General features: G+C 32.9%; 19 protein-coding genes. 5 read left to right on the forward strand and 14 right to left on the reverse strand.

Going from position 1 to position 17757, the window contains the following annotated elements; translation table 11 throughout:
- Positions 1-11: 11 nt before the first annotated feature.
- The 10 genes from atpA to BB050_RS07675 form a co-directional block, all read right to left on the reverse strand.
- Complete coding sequence (gene atpA / locus BB050_RS07625) at positions 12-1589, reverse strand: F0F1 ATP synthase subunit alpha (protein WP_008465838.1); 1578 nt, start codon at positions 1587-1589, stop codon at positions 12-14.
- A 37-nt stretch (positions 1590-1626) separates the two neighbouring features.
- Complete coding sequence (gene atpH, locus BB050_RS07630) at positions 1627-2160, reverse strand: ATP synthase F1 subunit delta (RefSeq protein WP_008465837.1); 534 nt, start codon at positions 2158-2160, stop codon at positions 1627-1629.
- A 4-nt stretch (positions 2161-2164) separates the two neighbouring features.
- On the reverse strand, positions 2165-2665 hold the full coding sequence (locus BB050_RS07635; RefSeq protein ID WP_008465836.1) for a F0F1 ATP synthase subunit B: 501 nt from the start codon (positions 2663-2665) through the stop codon (positions 2165-2167).
- Positions 2666-2755: 90 nt separating this feature from the next.
- Entirely contained in the window at positions 2756-2953 is a 198-nt protein-coding gene (gene atpE, locus BB050_RS07640; RefSeq protein ID WP_008465835.1) for an ATP synthase F0 subunit C, read from the reverse strand.
- A gap of 34 nt (positions 2954-2987) precedes the next feature.
- On the reverse strand, positions 2988-4163 hold the full coding sequence (gene atpB, locus BB050_RS07645) for a F0F1 ATP synthase subunit A (RefSeq protein ID WP_008465834.1): 1176 nt from the start codon (positions 4161-4163) through the stop codon (positions 2988-2990).
- A gap of 568 nt (positions 4164-4731) precedes the next feature.
- The gene (locus BB050_RS07655; RefSeq protein WP_418251618.1) at positions 4732-4893 is read right to left on the reverse strand and encodes an AtpZ/AtpI family protein; all 162 of its coding nucleotides are present in this window, start codon (positions 4891-4893) and stop codon (positions 4732-4734) included.
- 46 nt (positions 4894-4939) lie between these two features.
- Entirely contained in the window at positions 4940-5338 is a 399-nt protein-coding gene (locus BB050_RS07660) for a bactofilin family protein (RefSeq protein ID WP_008465829.1), read from the reverse strand.
- Between the two features lie 12 nt (positions 5339-5350).
- Entirely contained in the window at positions 5351-7879 is a 2529-nt protein-coding gene (gene porW / locus BB050_RS07665) for a type IX secretion system periplasmic lipoprotein PorW/SprE (protein ID WP_472342780.1), read from the reverse strand.
- Positions 7880-8053: 174 nt separating this feature from the next.
- Positions 8054-8749 (reverse strand): ABC transporter ATP-binding protein, encoded by a 696-nt coding sequence (locus BB050_RS07670; protein WP_066033164.1) that lies wholly within the window; start codon positions 8747-8749, stop codon positions 8054-8056.
- A 93-nt stretch (positions 8750-8842) separates the two neighbouring features.
- Positions 8843-10303: a DUF5687 family protein gene (locus BB050_RS07675; protein WP_066033165.1), complete on the reverse strand. Its 1461-nt coding sequence runs from the start codon at positions 10301-10303 to the stop codon at positions 8843-8845.
- Positions 10304-10430: 127 nt separating this feature from the next.
- On the opposite strand from BB050_RS07675, the gene BB050_RS07680 reads away from it, so the two are divergent.
- From BB050_RS07680 to BB050_RS07690, 3 genes are all read left to right on the forward strand, one after another.
- Complete coding sequence (locus BB050_RS07680) at positions 10431-11483, forward strand: 2Fe-2S iron-sulfur cluster-binding protein (protein ID WP_008465821.1); 1053 nt, start codon at positions 10431-10433, stop codon at positions 11481-11483.
- A 118-nt stretch (positions 11484-11601) separates the two neighbouring features.
- Positions 11602-11910, forward strand: a complete 309-nt coding sequence (locus BB050_RS07685) for a hypothetical protein (RefSeq protein WP_066033166.1) — start codon at positions 11602-11604, stop codon at positions 11908-11910.
- A 137-nt stretch (positions 11911-12047) separates the two neighbouring features.
- Complete coding sequence (locus tag BB050_RS07690) at positions 12048-12479, forward strand: hypothetical protein (RefSeq protein ID WP_008465819.1); 432 nt, start codon at positions 12048-12050, stop codon at positions 12477-12479.
- 209 nt (positions 12480-12688) lie between these two features.
- Here the strand turns inward: BB050_RS07690 and BB050_RS07695 are convergent, their stop codons facing one another.
- Entirely contained in the window at positions 12689-13699 is a 1011-nt protein-coding gene (locus tag BB050_RS07695; RefSeq protein WP_066033167.1) for a glycosyltransferase family 9 protein, read from the reverse strand.
- Positions 13700-13742: 43 nt separating this feature from the next.
- Complete coding sequence (locus BB050_RS07700; protein ID WP_066033168.1) at positions 13743-14348, reverse strand: DUF4254 domain-containing protein; 606 nt, start codon at positions 14346-14348, stop codon at positions 13743-13745.
- A 110-nt stretch (positions 14349-14458) separates the two neighbouring features.
- Here BB050_RS07700 and upp point away from each other — a divergent pair, with 110 nt between their 5' ends.
- Positions 14459-15112 (forward strand): uracil phosphoribosyltransferase, encoded by a 654-nt coding sequence (gene upp / locus BB050_RS07705; RefSeq protein WP_066033169.1) that lies wholly within the window; start codon positions 14459-14461, stop codon positions 15110-15112.
- On the opposite strand, the gene BB050_RS07710 is transcribed toward upp, so the two are convergent.
- Positions 15107-16036 carry a DUF6427 family protein gene (locus BB050_RS07710; RefSeq protein ID WP_008465815.1) on the reverse strand — a complete coding sequence of 310 codons (930 nt, stop codon included), beginning with the start codon at positions 16034-16036 and terminating at the stop codon, positions 15107-15109. The two genes, upp and BB050_RS07710, sit on opposite strands and share 6 nt — an antisense overlap.
- A gap of 141 nt (positions 16037-16177) precedes the next feature.
- Here BB050_RS07710 and BB050_RS07715 point away from each other — a divergent pair, with 141 nt between their 5' ends.
- Positions 16178-16408, forward strand: a complete 231-nt coding sequence (locus BB050_RS07715) for a DUF6341 family protein (protein ID WP_008465813.1) — start codon at positions 16178-16180, stop codon at positions 16406-16408.
- 43 nt (positions 16409-16451) lie between these two features.
- Here BB050_RS07715 and purD read toward each other — a convergent pair whose 3' ends face one another.
- The gene (purD, locus tag BB050_RS07720; protein WP_066033170.1) at positions 16452-17726 is read right to left on the reverse strand and encodes a phosphoribosylamine--glycine ligase; all 1275 of its coding nucleotides are present in this window, start codon (positions 17724-17726) and stop codon (positions 16452-16454) included.
- Between the last annotated feature and the right edge of the window lie 31 nt (positions 17727-17757).

Here is a 17757-nt window from a genome sequence, read left to right on the forward strand (position 1 = left end):
TCAACTAATAATTAGTTATATTTTGCTGAAATTTCTTTTGCTGCTTTTTCAATAACGTCAGTAATAGCGTCATCTAATTTACCAGCTTTCAAAGCGTTAAGTGTATCTTTATGTTTGCTGTTTAAGTACGCTAAGAAATCTGCTTCGAATTCTTTTACTTTATTAACAGGAACATTTCTTAATAAGTTTTTAGAACCAGCATAGATAATAGCTACTTGGTTTTCAACTGTATAAGGATCATTTAAACCTTGTTTCAAAATCTCAACGTTTCTTTTACCTTTTTCAATTACGTTTAAAGTAACAGAATCTAAGTCAGAACCAAATTTAGCGAAAGCTTCTAATTCACGGAATTGAGCTTGGTCTAATTTTAAAGTCCCAGAAACTTTTTTCATTGACTTAATTTGAGCATTACCTCCAACACGAGATACAGAGATACCTACGTTAATTGCAGGACGAACCCCAGAGTTGAACAAATCTCCATCAAGGAAAATCTGACCATCTGTAATAGAGATTACGTTTGTTGGGATATATGCAGAAACGTCACCAGCTTGAGTTTCGATAATTGGTAAAGCAGTTAATGAACCGCCACCTTTTACGATAGATTTGATAGAATCTGGTAAATCGTTCATGTTTTTAGCGATACCATCATCAGCGATTACTTTACAAGCACGCTCTAATAAACGAGAGTGTAAGTAGAAAACGTCTCCAGGGTAAGCCTCACGTCCCGGTGGTCTTCTTAATAAAAGAGAAACCTCACGGTAAGCAACAGCTTGTTTAGACAAGTCATCATAAACGATAAGAGCTGGACGACCTGAATCTCTGAAGTACTCTCCAATAGCAGCACCAGCGAATGGAGCATAAACTTGCATTGGAGCTGGGTCAGAAGCATTAGCAGCAACGATAACTGTATAAGCCATTGCTCCTTTTTCTTCTAACATTTTCGCGATTCCTGCTACAGTTGAAGCTTTTTGTCCAATTGCAACATATATACAGAATACAGGTTTTCCTGCATCGTAAAATTCTTTTTGGTTTAAGATTGTATCGATACAAACAGTTGATTTACCTGTTTGACGGTCACCAATAACAAGCTCACGTTGTCCACGACCAACTGGGATCATAGCATCAACTGCTTTTACACCTGTTTGTAATGGCTCAGTTACTGGCTGACGGAAGATAACTCCAGGAGCTTTTCTTTCTAAAGGCATTTCGTATAAGTCACCACCGATTGGTCCTTTTCCATCAATTGGAAAACCAAGAGTGTTAACTACACGTCCTACCATTTGCTCACCAACTTTAAGAGAAGCAATACGTTGAGTTCTTTTTGCTGTAGATCCTTCTTTAATTCCTGTTGATGGTCCTAATAATACAACCCCAACATTATCCTCCTCAAGATTCAATACGATACCTTCCATACCGTTATCAAATTCCACTAACTCTCCATATTGTACATTAGATAGCCCGTAAACACGAGCAATACCGTCTCCAACTTGAAGTACTGATCCTACTTCCTCTAGCGTAGCACCAGATTCAAAACCTTCTACTTGCTTTCTTAATATTGCTGAAATTTCAGCAGGTTTGATTTCCGCCATCTTAATTTATAATTTAGACACTTTTTGTGTTATAAAACTAATTACTTAACTCTCTTTTTAATACTTGTAATCTGTATGCAACAGAAGCGTTGTACTGATTATCTCCTATTCTCAAAATAAATCCGCCAATGATTGAAGGATCTACTATATTTTCAATTGTAATTTTTTTATCTGATAAAGTTGCAATTTTAGCCAAAACTTTAGCTTCTAAAGCAGCGTCCATTGGAATAGCTGTTGTAACTTTTGCTACTTGAACGCCATTATTTTCATCAAATAATTTATTGTATTCTACTGCAATTGCATCTAGAATTTCAAATCTTTTGTTTTCGAATAATAAACGGAACAAACCTTTAGTTACTCCATTTACATTTGCAAAAACTTCTAAAAGAGCACCTTCTTTAACTTCAACAGTTGTTGTTGGGTTTTGAATAAATGTACTCAATTCTTGATTAGTCTCAATTGCAGTTGCAATTGATTTCATATCGTTATTGACAGCTTCGGCAACACCTTTAGAGTTTGCTAAGTCTAGAATTGCTTTTGCATAACGAATTGCTGCTCTTGTACTTGCCATAATCTTAGTTTAACTTTACGTCACCTAACATTTTCTCAACCAATTTAGTTTGAGATTCTTTGTTAGATAATTCTTCTTTCAATAATTTTTCAGCAATACTCAATGATAGAGAAGAAACTTGAGATTTCAATTCCGCCATTGCAGCATTTTTTTCGCTTTCGATAGCTGCTTTAGCTTGGTCAATCATTTTTTGACCAGCTTCTTGAGCTTCGTTTTTAGAATCAGCAATCATTTTCTCTTTCATTTCGCGAGCTTCTTTCAACATCGCGTCACGTTCAGCACGAGCTTCATTCAAAATTCTTTGATTGTCAGCTTGTAAATTTTCCATTTCTCTCTTTGCGTTTTCAGCAGAAAGCAATGCATTTTTAATACCTTCTTCTCTTGCAGTAATAGATTCCATAATTGGTTTCCAAGCAAATTTTACTAAAAGTAAAATCAATATTACCAAGATTAAAGCTTGCCAGAAGAATAATCCGAATGAAAAATCGTTAATTAACTTATCCATTTTATATAACTATATTAAATATTTAATTTCTTTTTTAAAAGTAACAACATCTTTAACCAACCGTTAAAGATGCTGTTATTTCTTTCTTTATTATTTTCCTAAGATTAAAGCAGCGAATGCTAAACCTTCTAATAAAGCCGCGATAATAATCATCGCAGTTTGAATTTTACCAGCAGCTTCTGGCTGACGAGCAATAGCGTCCATAGCAGATCCACCGATTTTACCTAAACCTAAACCTGCACCGATTACTACTAAACCAGCACCTACTAAAGTTGGAATTGTTCCCATAACTATTTATATATATAAAATTAAACTTCTAAAATTAAATAATAGCAGTTTCGTCTTCGTGGTGGTGAGCGTGATCATGATCTTGAACAGCCATACCAATAAACAATGATGATAACATTGTGAAGATAAACGCTTGTAAAAATGCAACTAAAACTTCAATAACAGAGATAAACAAAGTTAATCCTAATGAGATTGGCAAATCTGCTGCTAAATTTTTTCCAACAAAGATCATTGCAATTAAACTCATAATTACTACGTGACCTGCAGTAATGTTTGCGTACAAACGAATTAATAATGCGAATGGTTTTGTTAATGTTCCTAAAACCTCAATTGGAGCTAAGATAATTTTCATTGGAACTGGCACTCCTGGCATCCAGAAGATGTGTCCCCAATAATCTTTGTTTGCACTAAATTGAGTAATGATAAATGTAAAGGCCGCTAAACAAACTGTAATAGCAATGTTTCCTGTTACGTTGATTCCTAGTGGAGTCATTCCTAATAAGTTTAAAACCCAAACAAAGAAAAATACAGTTAATAGGTAACCCATATATTTACGGTATTTTTTCTCTCCAATATTAGGAACTGCAATTTCATCTCTGATGAAAATTACAAGTGGTTCTAAAACTCTACCAAATCCTGTTGGGATTGGTCCTTTTTTGTATGATTTTGCTAAACCAGTAAACATGAAGAACAATAATACTGATACGAAAAGCATTGAAACAACATTTTTAGTAATTGAAAAATCTAATGGTTTTTCGTTTGATGGATGACCGTGCTCATCAAAGTTGATTGTTCCGGCAGCATCTGTTTTGTAAATTTTACCGTGAACTAATTTGTAGTAGCTACCATCAACTTCTGCAACTTCTTCTCCGTGGTGTAATTTTGAAGAAGAGAAAACTTTTAAACCTCCATCAATAAGGATAACTGGTAATGAGAAACCGTAGTGTTTATTTTCTTTTTCATCTGAAAAGAAAACAAAGTCATGAGAATCTTGTAAGTGGTGATCAATAAAAGCATCCACTTTTGCCTTTGGGTCAAGAGCAACATGCTCTCCTTCTTGGTGAGCATTATGTGAAACTACTTTCTCTTCATGAGCAGTTTCAGTTTGAACATGCGTCGAGTCATTCTCTGGATTTGCAAAACCCATAATCGGTAGAGAAGCTACAAAAGCAGCAAGAATAAAGCTGAGTGGTTTGTTTGAAATCACCATATCGTGGAAAATCTTATTTTTTTACGTTTCTAAAATTTGGTGCAAAGGTACATTTTTTATTAATATTCAAAAGGATATGAAAAATTATTTTTAAACCTTGTTTTAAAGAATTGTTATTTTAAGGCTTTTCATTTAATAATCGGACAGTTAAAAGCGTCTGAAATAACAAAAACAGCACAAATGTTATAAAAAAACTGACTTTTTCAATATTGGTTTCCCCAGTTTGATTTTTTAAAATTGGCTGCAGAACTAAATAGGCTAATAACATTTGTGTAAAAGTTCCAAATAGAAATGTCATTCCAACGATTTCAAAATTCTTCTTTTTTACTACTAATAATATAAGGTATAATAAAGATGAAATTGCGAAAAAAGATATGTACAGTAATTCTAAACTGTAATGAAATTTGTCCGCATTAATTTCACTAAAGAAAAAAACGGCTTTATGTAGAATATAAGTTCCTAAAGCAAGGCATAACAAATAAAAAATCGGTTTGTAATTTTTTGAAAGCATTTGAAATAATTTTAGTGCAAAGATGCAACTTTTATCTCAAGTCATTTTATATACAAACTACTTTGTTTTATTGATATCATTTACTTGTCGGATTACATTATATAATGCAACTCCAACTCCGACTAGTACAAAAATGGTATTATAATACACTTTCGGGCTCGGATGTTCTTCGTCAAGCCAAGTCCCGAAATAAGAGAAAACAAAAATAATGACTCCCATTTGAAATGGAATATTAATAAATGCGAGCCATTTATTTCTCCTATTATTATTCGGCTCCTTTTCCATCTTCTAGCATGATTACAGGATTCGAATGGGCAAGCATGGTACAGGTTGCTGTGAAGTCCGCTCCTGGTTCTATCGAAAGTTTTCCTACTGCCACTTCTCCGTGTATTTGAGCAGTCGATTTAATATTAAGGGTTTCTAGAACTTTTATCTTCCCGTGAAATTCTCCTTCAATATCAGCATTGTTACAAATTATTTCTCCTTTAACAGCTCCTTTGGCCCCAATCACTATTTTGCCTTGCGAAGTAAAGTTTCCTATCAATTCGCCGTCTAATCTAAAATCGGCTTTTGAGACTATATCTCCTACGATTGATGTTCCTTCAACAATTCTATTTGTTCTTCCTAATTGTTCAGTTCCGTTTTTCTTTACTTTTTCAAACATGGCGGTTAAGATTTAAGGGGTTTTCGGGGTCAGGTATGCGTCTAAATTTTTTTTGATCTGAACGATTTTGTAATTATCATTTGATATTATTATAGCCTGATCTGGGATTTTATATTTTTTATCTTCTCTGAAAACTCCAGCAATATCATTTGCGTAAGCCTCAGATTTTAAACCATGAATAACTACAAAACTTTCTGTTTTATTGTATTTATCCAAAGATGTTGTCAATCTTTCGTAATTTTCAACTAATAAAAATACTCGGATAGCTTCTTCAATTCTTTTAACGGTTTTGGTATCGTTGTTAGCAACACGATACAATATTTTCCAGTTTTTAGTATCAGTTGTTGTAAAACTAAGTTTTTCTAAAACAGGTACTTGTTTCTCAAGAATTTCTCTGGCATTTTTACCTTCTTCACTATTCGGATAATTGTCTGCCACATTCTCAAGTCCTTTTTTATAAGCTTCTAAACCATTTACTTTTCCTAAAGTATTGGCTTTTAACAATTCGTATTTCGACACAATATCGTCTCCCGAATATTGATTAATAAGGTTGTCAATATTGGCTAAGACCTCGTCGAATTTCTCTTCTTCAAAAAGTTTATACCATTTTTGATATTCTTTATCGGGACTTGAATTTGGATCGTCTTCTTTATTGTTTAAAATATGGGCATATCTCGAATCTGGATATTTCGTAGAAATTTCTGCTTTTATAGCTTCTGCTTTTGCCGGATTTGTAATCTGATAAATTTTGTACAAATTATACATCGATGGCAATACGTATTTTTCTTCAGGGTTATTTTTAAGTAACTGTTCTAGTTTGTCACTAGCCAAATTATATTCTTTAAACTTCTCCTTATATATAAGTCCTAATTGATAGTATGAAAAATTACGTTCTTTACCAATACTATCCATCGCAGCTTGCGAAGTTGGAAGCTGTTCTACATAATATGCCACAGTATATTTTTCAGGAACAATAGTGTCTTTTAGCGCATTGGCAACTTCTTTCGTATTAATAGTGTCGTTCATTGCCGCATCGTTTGCAGATTTTACTCCTGCCAATCTCCAATTTCCGCCCAATGTTCTGCTTCCCCACATTTTTTTAAACTGCAGTTTTCCATAAGCAACCGTTGTTGGGTTGTAAAAATAAAAGGTACTTGCATTATCATTTCCGCCTGGAGGCATGCCAATTCCTTCTGGTTCTACTGGTTTACCTAAAGAATTCGGATTAACAGCTCCGTTTCCTGAAAAATCTGCTTGAGAATTTCTATCAATATTGGCCAATCGCTCTTTTTCTTTTTCTTCTAAAAGACGTTTTGCTTCATCTTTCTTTTTAAGCTCGGCGATATAGTTTTCGAAATAATCTTTCTTTTCGTTTGGTGGCAGGTTGAATACCTTAATAATACTATCGTTGCGTTTTGCAATAGCTTCGTATTTAATTACGTCATCAAGATTTTTTCTGTTTTTTTCTATAAAAGCGAATTCTCTGGTTTTAGGATCCAGTTTTACCAAAGTACTGTCATAGTATTTGGCTGCCATTGAGTAATCTGTATCTTTAAAATACATATTTCCAATATTTCTATAAGCCGAAGCCATCAAATATGGGTCTTTAGATTTTCTTCCTAAAGATTTATTGTAAAATTTCAAGGCATTTTCCTGATCTTTCTTTTTATCATAATAAACTCCCATTTCATAAAAAAGAACATCATAGTAAGGGCGATTTTCACGATCAGTCACCAATTTATTAAATGTCTTTAAGAAAATTGTATCATTATCTTTTCCATAATCAAACATCTGTGCTTTTTTCGCGTAAGCGTGCATCATATACTTACGATCTGCCTTTCTGTTTAAATCAATAACGGCATCATAGAAGTAAATGGCACTGTCACGTTTTCCTTCTGCTTGATACATCTGGCCAAGAATAAAACGATATCTTGCCCGTTCTTCGTTGCTTTTTGTAAATTGTTCAGCAACTCTAAGTCTAGAAACAGCGCTGTCTTTTTGTTCCAGATTTAAAAAAGCTTCTGCCAAAAGTGCATTGGCATCAGCATAAGTCTGTTTATCTAAATCTGTTTTTTTAAGTAAAATTTTGATGTTTTTAAGCGCAATTGCATCATTGCCTAAACGCATATTGGTTTTTTCTCGCCAGATTTTTGCAGTATAAATGTTATTGCTTTCTGGGTATTTATATAAAATATAATTAAATGCCTCAATTGCCGGGATAAAACGCTGGTCGTAATATCTTGCTTTTCCAAGCATTAGATACGCTTCATCCATCTGCCAGTTTCTTTCTCTTCCGCCAATATTCATGGAGTGTTTCTGAATGGCTTTTGTAGCTTTAGTCTCTGCTTTTTCAAAATCAGGATTTTTAGCTTTTTCGCCTTCAGAAAAATTTTCATCAAACTGCATTTTCTCAATTGGCAGCTGTTTCCAAAAATTATCTTCGTTATTGGCCTGAATAGATTTTAACCCTTTATCAAGTCCAATTCCTCCGTTATAAAGAATATTATATTTAGTCCCAATCGAGTGAGAACTTCGAGCCAAAAAGGTATTTTTTTTGGTAGAACAAGCTATCAAAAAGAATAAAAAAATGGGAATAAAACTATATTTAAGAGTATTCTTTTTCAATAGAAAAGAGTTTAAAACACATAACTACTAAAAACTAATTTTAGTATAATCACATGTAAAAATACGCTTCTTTTTGAAATATAGAAATTCTTACACGGCAAAAAATAATTCTAGTTCTTGTAAGGTCTCTTTTGAGGTCTGAATATCTTTGACAATCTCACCTTTGTTAAGCGCAACTATTCTATCACAAACCTCTACCGTATGCTGTAAATCGTGGCTTGAAACCAAAACGGTTACATTTGGATCGTCGGCTAATTCTTTGATAATTTTTTTTAATCGGCTTACTGTAGTTGGATCCAAATTTGCAAAAGGCTCGTCTAAAATGACTACTTCTGGGTTTCCAATAAGCGTCGCAATAATTCCCACTTTTTTCTGATTTCCTTTAGACAGATCACGAAGGTATTTTTTATTCTTTAAAATTTCACCATTAAAAAACTCTTCATGTTTCGCTAAAAGTGCATCAATATCTGCTTTGTTTTGATTGCGTAAATCTCCGATGAAATAGAAATATTCTTCTGGAGTCAAATATCCGATAAGGAAATTTTCATCTAAAAATGATCCTGTAAAAGATTTCCAGTTTTCACTTGTATTTACCTGAATATTATTACTTTTTATGTACCCTGTTGAAGGCTGAATAAGATCCAGAAGCAAACTGAAAAATGTTGTTTTTCCTGCTCCGTTATTCCCCACCAAGCCAAAGCTCTGTCCTTTTGGGATTTCTAAATTGCTAATGTTTAAAACTGTAGTTCCGTTATATTTTTTTGAAAGTTGATTTACTCGTATCATGATGTAATTGTAGATTTTAGATTGTTGATTTTAGATTAAAAAATTGTCTTTTTTATTTGGATTTTCTAATTGCCAAATTCTCTAATTATCAAATTAACTCTTTTGTTTATAAGCACTTATTGTACTGTATTTTTCAATTTTGTATCTTCTTTCTATTAATGAAAACACTTTTTCTTTGAACACAAATCCTAAGACTCCAGCTCCGGCAACCAATGCTAAACCAAGATTTTTATTATTCAAATAAAGTCCAATTGCATAAAGCCCCAAAGGCAGTAAAATTTTTGGAAGCGTCAATAACATTGCATTTACGTTGAAAGCTTTTTTATCTCCAAAAGCACCTCCGGCATTACTTAAATCTATTGGCGTTTTGGTAAATGCACCGCCCAGGAGCACTAAATGAGAATTGACCCCAATGTTATAAATTGCTCCAACTACAATTGTGAGATAAATTTCCCATCCTAAAAACAGATAAAAGGAAGCCAATATGGTAGAAAGAAAAGTTACAATAACAATGAGCCACCATTTTGAAGTAATGTAACCTCGATACGGAATATTTTGTGTCATCATTAATTGATAATACGAACTATCCCAGCTTGGTACAAACTGTCCAAATACAAACAAAAATCCGCCCGAAACAAAGATGCCAGCAAAAATGTGCATTACAGGGGGCTGATGAGAGTTTCCGAAAAAGAGAAATCCGTAGAACAAAAAGAGAACGCTCATGAAAATCGTTGTTTTAGATCTTTTGTTTCTTTTAATGAGTTTAATATCATTTTTCAAGAAAGTTCCCAAAGTCCCAAATTGATTAAGCCACGAAAAATTTTCTGTTGTTGCAACATCTTCTTTTACAGAAAGTCCTGCATCCAGATATAAATTGTTTTTAAAATATTTGAAAGTGAAAGCATATAAACCGCCTAAGATCAGAACAGGAATTAAAAATACCCCTTCAATATCGTAAAAGCTCTGAAAGAACGGAGTTGTAAATGTTGTGATATCAAAAAACTGGTAGTATTGTGCTCCCGCCAAAGCCAAAATTAGTACCACAAATACAACAAACAATTTTTCGATGTTGCTTAAAATAATATTCAAAAAATTGTTGATATAAATAAAAGCCATCGCTCCTACATACCAAAAAAAGATTCCCACAACATCGTATCCCTCCAAAATTAAGACAACTGAAAAAGGCACAAAAAACAAAGCGTGAACCCAATTGAAAAACGACAAAGCTGTTTTTCCTAATGAAAAATGAACAATTACTGGCTTCTTAAAAGGCAATACCAATAATGGTTTGATGTTTAAAACCGGTATTGATTGAAGTAATAATCTAATCACCAAATCAAAGAGGAAATAATAAATTAAAAATTTGTTTATTGTAGCCAATGGTTCCAAATTCATATCTTTAAGAACATAAAATGCGCCAACGCCCATTGCGACAAAAACTAATGAAAAATAGATCATCAGAAAACCTATTATAATTTTCATTGCCAGATTTTTACCAAAAGATGCCGACCTAATAAAAGCCTTCCATTCTAAATAAATAAACTTCTTAATCATGGTTTATGGTTTAGTATTTTTGTAGTAAGAGACCAAAAGTAGGAAAACGTTACAAAAAAAGTTAAAAAAAATAATTTCGTGCTAAACTTTTAATAGTGGTTTGCTACTTTTGCATAAAAATTCTATCATGCCTTCATTCTTAAAACTTATAATTAAAGAGGTTAAACGCGAAACTGCAGATGCTGTTTCTATTCTTTTTAATGTTCCTGAAGAACTAAAATCAGACTATAAATTTATAGCTGGACAATATATAAATTTAAAACTAACTCTTGACAACCAAGAAATTAGACGAGCTTATTCTATTTGCTCGGCACCAGACAGCGGCGAGTTAAGGATTGCTGTAAAAGCAGTAAAAAATGGTCTTTTTTCTCAGTTTGCCAATACTAAATTAAAAGCGGGAGATGTTCTTGAAGTGGGTCAGCCAGAAGGTAAATTTACTTTTGAGCCAGATGCTGAAAGACAAAGAAACTATGCGGCGTTTGCTGCTGGAAGCGGAATTACTCCAGTTCTTTCTATCATAAAATCGGTTCTTAAAAATGAGCCTAAGAGTTCATTTGTATTGGTTTACGGAAACAAAACTCCTGAAAGCACAATTTTTCATCAAGAACTTCACGATTTGCAATTGCAATATGTAGGCAGATTTTTTGTGCATTATGTATACAGCCAAGCAAAAGCTGAAAACGCTTTATTTGGAAGAATTGAAAAATCGGCTGTGAATTTTGTTTTAAACAACAAACACAAAGAACTTCAATTTGATAAGTTTTTCCTTTGCGGACCAGAAGACATGATCAATACTGTTTCTAATGTTTTGAAAGAGAAAAATGTAAAAGAATCTGCTATCAAATTTGAGTTGTTTACTTCTTCTTCTGAAGAACATGCAATTCAAGGTTCTCAAGAAGGACATACAAAAATTACTGTTTTGGTAGACGATGAAGAAACTACTTTCGAAATGTCTAAAAAACAAACTATTCTTGATGCTGCTCTAAAACAAGGCGTTGATGCTCCTTATTCTTGCCAAGGCGGAATCTGCAGCAGCTGTTTAGGACGCGTTACAAAAGGAACTGCCGAAATGACAAAAAATTCTATTTTGACAGACGGCGAAATTGCAGAAGGATTAATTTTAACTTGTCAAGCGCATCCAACTTCAGAAACTATTTATGTTGATTACGACGACGTATAATATTTGATAAATTCCAAAATATAAAATCCAAATTCCAAACTAAAACGGAATTTGGATTTTTTTATTTTTAAATTTGTCCTATTTGGAATTTGGAATTTTTACTATTAAGTATTTATAAATGAAATCGGTGCGAGAAATTTTTAGAAATAAGGAATATCTTCTGGATGAACCAGAAGTTATGAAGCTTGTTGATTATTGTGAAGAACTTCAGGATGATATTGTTGAACTTAAATTTCAAAAAACCGATAATAAAGAACTTGCTTTACTCGATATGATTAAAGAGGTTATAAAAGGATGTGATGCCATTGAAAAAGAGCAAATGGAACATGAACGCTATGGTTATGATGCACCAAATTACCAAGAAACCATAGCAAATCTAAAAAGCTATATTTACCGTCGCTGTCGTGATGAGAAGATTTGGCTCTAATTGAAATAAAAGCAAAATTTTATCGAAATATTGCTGAATTTTCATTAAATTAGGGGTAAAATTATAGCAATGGCAATCTCATGATTTGAGAATTTGCAGAGCTAATCAAACTTGTCAAACATTTAACATTAAATATCATGACAGCTCACGTTCACCACTTTCATCTATCTTTACTTATTATGCTGATTGTAACTGCTTCGCTTTGCGTTCTGGCAGTTATTATAAAAATGAAAAACAAAAAAGGCCCGAAGTTACTTGAAAGAGAAAAATACAATTCAACTTTGACCGAAAAAATGGAAGAAGTCCAAAAGACCGATTCGAATATTTTTAATATCTGGCCTTATGTAAGCAAACTTAAATCGGCTAAAGTTTTATCTAAAAAAATAAAAGATAATGACTTAATTTATAAAGTTTACAGAGATTCATCACAAAAATTCGAACATATTCTTTTGTCAACTGAGGACAAAAATAACTTTGTTTCCATTATAGTAAACAAAAAAAGAAAAAAAACAATAGGATATTCTTTCCTCGATTCTGATGAAAGATATTTAAACAAAAATATTGCTTAAAACATTGTTCATAGCAAATACCCCAGCGGGGTAAAATATTTATAGGATCACAATAAAAACAAAAGAAAAAAGCTCCAGCGGAGCGACATTATTATAAAAAACATGTCGCTCCGCTGGAGCTTTAATATTGTAGACGCATATTTTACTATAAATATTTCGCTTCTCCGAAGCTTATAAAAAGTGACGCCTTCTAGTTTATTTTCTAATCCTTATGAAAGCTGCTCTATAACCTTTTCAACGACCTGTTGTGGTAAAATTGTCCTCATAGCATCCTCATAACCTTCAACAACTTTATTGCCATAAACTGATGTTGGCAATTTTGGATATTGATTTCGGTCTGAAGTCAGTGCATTTTCTAAACTTTGATTAAAAGGCAAAAATCCTGCATAAGGATGTGTCGCGCCCCAAAGTGTAACGACTTTTACGCCAAGCATTGCTGCAATATGTGCGTTCCCAGAATCCATAGAAAGCATCACATCAAGATTGCTTATCAATTGTAATTCCTGCTGAAATTTGATTTTTCCAGCCATATTGATTACATTTTCAAAAGGCTCAGAAATTGAATCTAAAATTTCGATTTCTTTTTTTCCTCCGCCAAAAAGCAAAATTTTATAGGATGGATTTTCAGCCAATTTTGCAATTACTTCTTTCATTAAATCCAAAGGATAAACTTTAGAATCATATTGTGCAAAAGGCGCAATTCCTATTAGTTTTTGATTTTCATTTCTGATAATGTCTAAAATATCAGAACTTAAAACTGCCTTTTCAGGAAATACTGGTTTCGATAAATCTAAAGGAAAACCAAGAGCTGAAAACACTTTTGCATGTCTTTCGAACATGGTTGGCAATTGTTTGAAAACCTTATTTTCGGCTCGGGTTAATTCTTTTTTTCCTTCTCTCCCTTTATCAACGGTTGCTCTTTTTTTTCCGCTTAAAGCGAAAAGCAAACTCACCACTTTAGATCGTAAAACATTATGAAGATCCGCAAAAGCATCAATCTTCAATTTTTTTACATCTTTAAACAATCGTAAAAGTCCTGGAAATCCTTTATGTCTTTCTTTTTCATCAAAAGCAAAAAATTCAAGATTCGGAATCCCATCAAAAAAAGGTTTGAAAAACGGACGAGAAATAACGGTCAGTTTTACCGTTGGATATTGTTTTACAAAAGCCCGTAAAACAGGAACCGTCATGGCGACATCTCCCATTGCGGATAGTCTCATGACGGCTATATGTTTGATTTTGTTGTTGGACAACGCTGCCAAATTATTTCTTATTTTGATATAAAACTGGGTTCAATTCATCATCGTTGTACATTTTCATTTGTTTGTACACTTTCATGAATTTATCACCGTTTTCGATATCTGTCAATAATTCTTCAATTGCTGTAGATAAATCTGTCCTTTGCTCTAAAAGCACATTCAATTTTTCTTGGCATTTATCTCTATGTTCCTGAGAAGCTTCTGCACGATTTGCTTCTTCATGCATGTGATAAATTTTTAAAGCCAAAATCGACAATCTGTCAAAAGCCCACGCAGGACTTTCAGAATTGATTTTTGCCCCGTCTTTTACTTTTACATTGCTGTATTTTTGTAAAAAGTAACTATCAATATATTCCACCATATCAGTACGTTCCTGATTTGATGCATCAATTCTTCTTTTTAATGTTAAAGCCGCAACAGGATCAATATTTGGGTCACGAATAATATCTTCAAAATGCCACTGAACGGTGTCAATCCAATTTTTTAGATATAACAAATGCTCGAACTTATCTTTTGGATAAGGATTATTGATCGGCTGATCTACATTATCAAACTGGTGATAATCTTTGATACTTTGCTCGAAAACAGAATATGCTAATTTTGAAAACATGTCTTTATTTTTTTATAGATACAAAGATACTTTTTATACTTTTATGCTGCGAAGAAAAGAAATTATTTTTCGTTTCATCATTTTATCTCTAAATAAATTACAATTTCATCATGAAAATTCATTATATCTCTGAAAATAACAGCGTTTTAAATCATTTCTTAGGTCAAATTAGAAATGTAAATGTTCAAAATGACAGCATGCGTTTTCGTAGAAATATTGAACGCATTGGTGAAATTATGGCTTATGAATTGAGCAAAATTTTGCCTTATAAAAATGTTGAAATCCAAACTCCTTTAGGAATTAAAAAAACTACAGAAATTGATACGGATTTAGTTTTATGCCCTATATTACGTGCTGGATTACCACTTCATAATGGCTTTTTAAATTATTTTGATCATGCAGAAAACAGCTTTGTTTCTGCTTGCAGATTCCACCCAAATAATGACGACGAATTTGAAATTCGAGTTGAATATCAAGCTATTTCAGACTTAAATAATAAAACCGTTTTGCTTCTAGATCCGATGCTGGCTACGGGACAATCAATTGTTGCAGTTCACCAAAAATTGGTCGAAAACGCTATTCCAGCAGAAATACATATTGTTGTTGTTATTGCTGCTCCAGAAGGAATTGCTTATCTAGAAAAAAATCTTCCCGAAAATTGCCATCTCTGGGTTGCTTCTTTAGATGAGAAACTAAACGCGAAAAACTACATTGTTCCAGGTCTTGGCGACGCTGGTGATCTTGCTTACGGTAGTAAATTATAGCTGAGAGAAAAACGTAAATAAACTACACACAATCAGAGTGTAATAAACAATTTCGTTATTCAGTTTCTGTTGCATGTATTCTACGTGGCTCGTTGCCATAATGCTTAATGGTGCAATACTAAACAATAGCAAATCGTTGCTTTTATTTGGCGAAATGATGTAAACAATGGCTGCTATAAAAAAGCAAGCTACTATTTTCTTATACGAAGAATGGACAATTTGTGGTCTATTTGACAATGTCATTAGCATCGAAGTAACAAAAAATAAAGCGACAGCAGTGTATATTGAAAGTGCTGCATTTTCATAATTATTCTTAAAATAATCAATTCTAAAATCGATTACTGCTCTTTCCTGAATGAAAGCTACGGCATCAAAATTTAAAATTAAAGATGTCATGTAGAATAAAATTGTTACTGCCAAAAGTGCGATAAATGGCAAAACCCAGTTTCTATAATCTCTTGAAACGTGAAAAATAATAGAAATATAAACCAATATTAAGAAGAGAATACTCCAAAATTGAAATAAAGAAGCTATAAAAATCCAAAATGCTGCATCAAATATTTTTTCTTTTGATGCTTTGAGAGATTGGAGCGAAATCAATCGTCGAAGTGCCAATAAAATAAAAAAATTGGCGTAGATAACATTTGAGTCATTAAATATGGTTGGGAAAAATAGAACAAACAACAAGTAAAAAAGTATCGCATAACCATTGTCTTTACTGAGTCCATTCTTTTTTACAATGAAATTAATCATAAAAAAAGAAGCCAAAATAAAGCATAATAAACTCACTTTTTGAAAAGCCAAAAAATAAGAAGTAACCCAAGAAGGGTCTTTAATTTGGAACATAAAAAAGAAAACCAGTATTAAAATTACAACCAATGAATAATTTAATGGCGTAGATTTTTTAAAAACACTTGTTATCATAAGGATATTTTATACTTTTGTGATTGTAAAGATACTACTTGTTTAAAAGGAAAAACCTAACAAGTTGAAAAAAGATTTGGTTTACCGAATTTTATCTTCAAGGCATTACACAACAATAAATAACATATAATTTTTAAAATTATGACAGCTTTTTTCGAAGGAATTCAATACCTATTCGTTAACATTTTGTTTGCTCCTCTTGACTTTTTACGTCGTTTGGAATTAATTACATGGTTTGGTGCAAACACTATTAACTGGATTTTCATGATCATCTGTGCGTGCGCAATTGGTTATTGGATTAAACAATTACGTATTTTTGATGATGCCGGAACAGAAAACCAAGATACAACAGCTCACTCATTTTTAAAATAAAAACCAAACCCTTTAATTAAAAAGGGCTGGTTCTATTTATTTTTTAAATTAGATCGAAGCCAATATCTTTTCTAAAATACATCTTATCAAAGCTTAGTTTATCTATGTTTTGGTAAGATTTTTTTATGGCCTGTTGGAAATCGTCTCCATAAGATGTTACAGCAATTACACGTCCTCCATTAGTAACGATATTTTGGCCATCTAATTTTGTTCCCGCATGAAAAACTATAGAATCTGTAATATTTTCTAAACCAGAAATTACTTTTCCTTTTTCAAAATCTTCAGGATATCCGCCAGAAACAACCATTACAGTTGTTGCGCTTCGTGGATCAACTTCTAAATTAAAGTCTCCTAATTTTTGATCTGCAACAGACAAGAACAATTCAACTAGATCTGATTTTAATCTCGGAACCACAACTTCAGTTTCAGGATCACCCATTCTCACATTGTATTCAATAACGATTGGTTCACCTTTTACATTGATCAAGCCGATAAAAACAAATCCTTTGTACTCGATTCCGTCTTTTTGAAAACCTTCTATCGTTGGCTTTACGATGCGTGTTTCAATTTTTTCCATCAAAACTGCATCTACATAAGGAACTGGAGAAACCGCTCCCATTCCGCCTGTATTTAAACCCGTATCTCCTTCTCCAATACGTTTGTAATCTTTTGCTGTTGGAAGAATTTTATAGCTTTTCCCATCTGTTAAAACGAAACAGCTCAATTCGATTCCGTCCAAGAACTCTTCAATAACTACTTTTGAACTCGCTGTTCCAAATTTAGCGTGAACTAGCATGTTTCTTAATTCTGTTTTTGCTTCTTCAAGATCCTGAATAATCAAAACACCTTTTCCAGCGGCTAATCCGTCTGCTTTTAAAACATAAGGAGGTTGTAATGTTTCTAGAAATTTACATCCTTCTTCAACCGTTTCAGCAGTAAAACTATCATATGCTGCAGTCGGGATATTATGTTTCATCAAGAATTCTTTGGCAAATTCTTTACTCCCTTCTAATTGTGCGCCCAATTTTGATGGCCCGATAACTGGAATATGTTTTAAACTTTCGTCATTTTTAAAATAATCGTAAACACCTTTTACCAAAGGATCTTCTGGCCCTACGACTACCAAACTTATATTTTCTTTAAGCACTAATGCTTTTACTGCTTCAAAATCAGTTGGAGATATTGCAACGTTTTCAGCAATTGCAGCAGTTCCGGCATTTCCAGGCACTACAAAAAGTTTTTCGCAAAGCGGACTCTGTGTCATCTTCCATGCAAATGCATGCTCTCTTCCGCCTGATCCCAATAGTAAAATTGTCATGTGTTGTTGTATTTTAGTTGTGGTGCAAAAA

Origin of the sequence: Flavobacterium anhuiense, assembly GCF_001705175.1 — a bacterium.
Lineage (GTDB): Bacteria > Bacteroidota > Bacteroidia > Flavobacteriales > Flavobacteriaceae > Flavobacterium > Flavobacterium anhuiense.

What these genes read in the sequence shown, in the direction of transcription:
- atpA (WP_008465838.1), bottom strand. Translation starts at nt 1,589, where the DNA reads ATGGCGGAAATCAAACCTGCTGAAATTTCAGCAATATTAAGAAAGCAA.
- atpH (WP_008465837.1), bottom strand. Translation starts at nt 2,160, where the DNA reads ATGGCAAGTACAAGAGCAGCAATTCGTTATGCAAAAGCAATTCTAGAC.
- BB050_RS07635 (WP_008465836.1), bottom strand. Translation starts at nt 2,665, where the DNA reads ATGGATAAGTTAATTAACGATTTTTCATTCGGATTATTCTTCTGGCAA.
- atpE (WP_008465835.1), bottom strand. Translation starts at nt 2,953, where the DNA reads ATGGGAACAATTCCAACTTTAGTAGGTGCTGGTTTAGTAGTAATCGGT.
- atpB (WP_008465834.1), bottom strand. Translation starts at nt 4,163, where the DNA reads ATGGTGATTTCAAACAAACCACTCAGCTTTATTCTTGCTGCTTTTGTA.
- BB050_RS07655 (WP_418251618.1), bottom strand. Translation starts at nt 4,893, where the DNA reads ATGGGAGTCATTATTTTTGTTTTCTCTTATTTCGGGACTTGGCTTGAC.
- BB050_RS07660 (WP_008465829.1), bottom strand. Translation starts at nt 5,338, where the DNA reads ATGTTTGAAAAAGTAAAGAAAAACGGAACTGAACAATTAGGAAGAACA.
- BB050_RS07670 (WP_066033164.1), bottom strand. Translation starts at nt 8,749, where the DNA reads ATGATACGAGTAAATCAACTTTCAAAAAAATATAACGGAACTACAGTT.
- BB050_RS07675 (WP_066033165.1), bottom strand. Translation starts at nt 10,303, where the DNA reads ATGATTAAGAAGTTTATTTATTTAGAATGGAAGGCTTTTATTAGGTCG.
- BB050_RS07680 (WP_008465821.1), top strand. Translation starts at nt 10,431, where the DNA reads ATGCCTTCATTCTTAAAACTTATAATTAAAGAGGTTAAACGCGAAACT.
- BB050_RS07685 (WP_066033166.1), top strand. Translation starts at nt 11,602, where the DNA reads ATGAAATCGGTGCGAGAAATTTTTAGAAATAAGGAATATCTTCTGGAT.
- BB050_RS07690 (WP_008465819.1), top strand. Translation starts at nt 12,048, where the DNA reads ATGACAGCTCACGTTCACCACTTTCATCTATCTTTACTTATTATGCTG.
- BB050_RS07695 (WP_066033167.1), bottom strand. Translation starts at nt 13,699, where the DNA reads ATGAGACTATCCGCAATGGGAGATGTCGCCATGACGGTTCCTGTTTTA.
- BB050_RS07700 (WP_066033168.1), bottom strand. Translation starts at nt 14,348, where the DNA reads ATGTTTTCAAAATTAGCATATTCTGTTTTCGAGCAAAGTATCAAAGAT.
- upp (WP_066033169.1), top strand. Translation starts at nt 14,459, where the DNA reads ATGAAAATTCATTATATCTCTGAAAATAACAGCGTTTTAAATCATTTC.
- BB050_RS07710 (WP_008465815.1), bottom strand. Translation starts at nt 16,036, where the DNA reads ATGATAACAAGTGTTTTTAAAAAATCTACGCCATTAAATTATTCATTG.
- BB050_RS07715 (WP_008465813.1), top strand. Translation starts at nt 16,178, where the DNA reads ATGACAGCTTTTTTCGAAGGAATTCAATACCTATTCGTTAACATTTTG.
- purD (WP_066033170.1), bottom strand. Translation starts at nt 17,726, where the DNA reads ATGACAATTTTACTATTGGGATCAGGCGGAAGAGAGCATGCATTTGCA.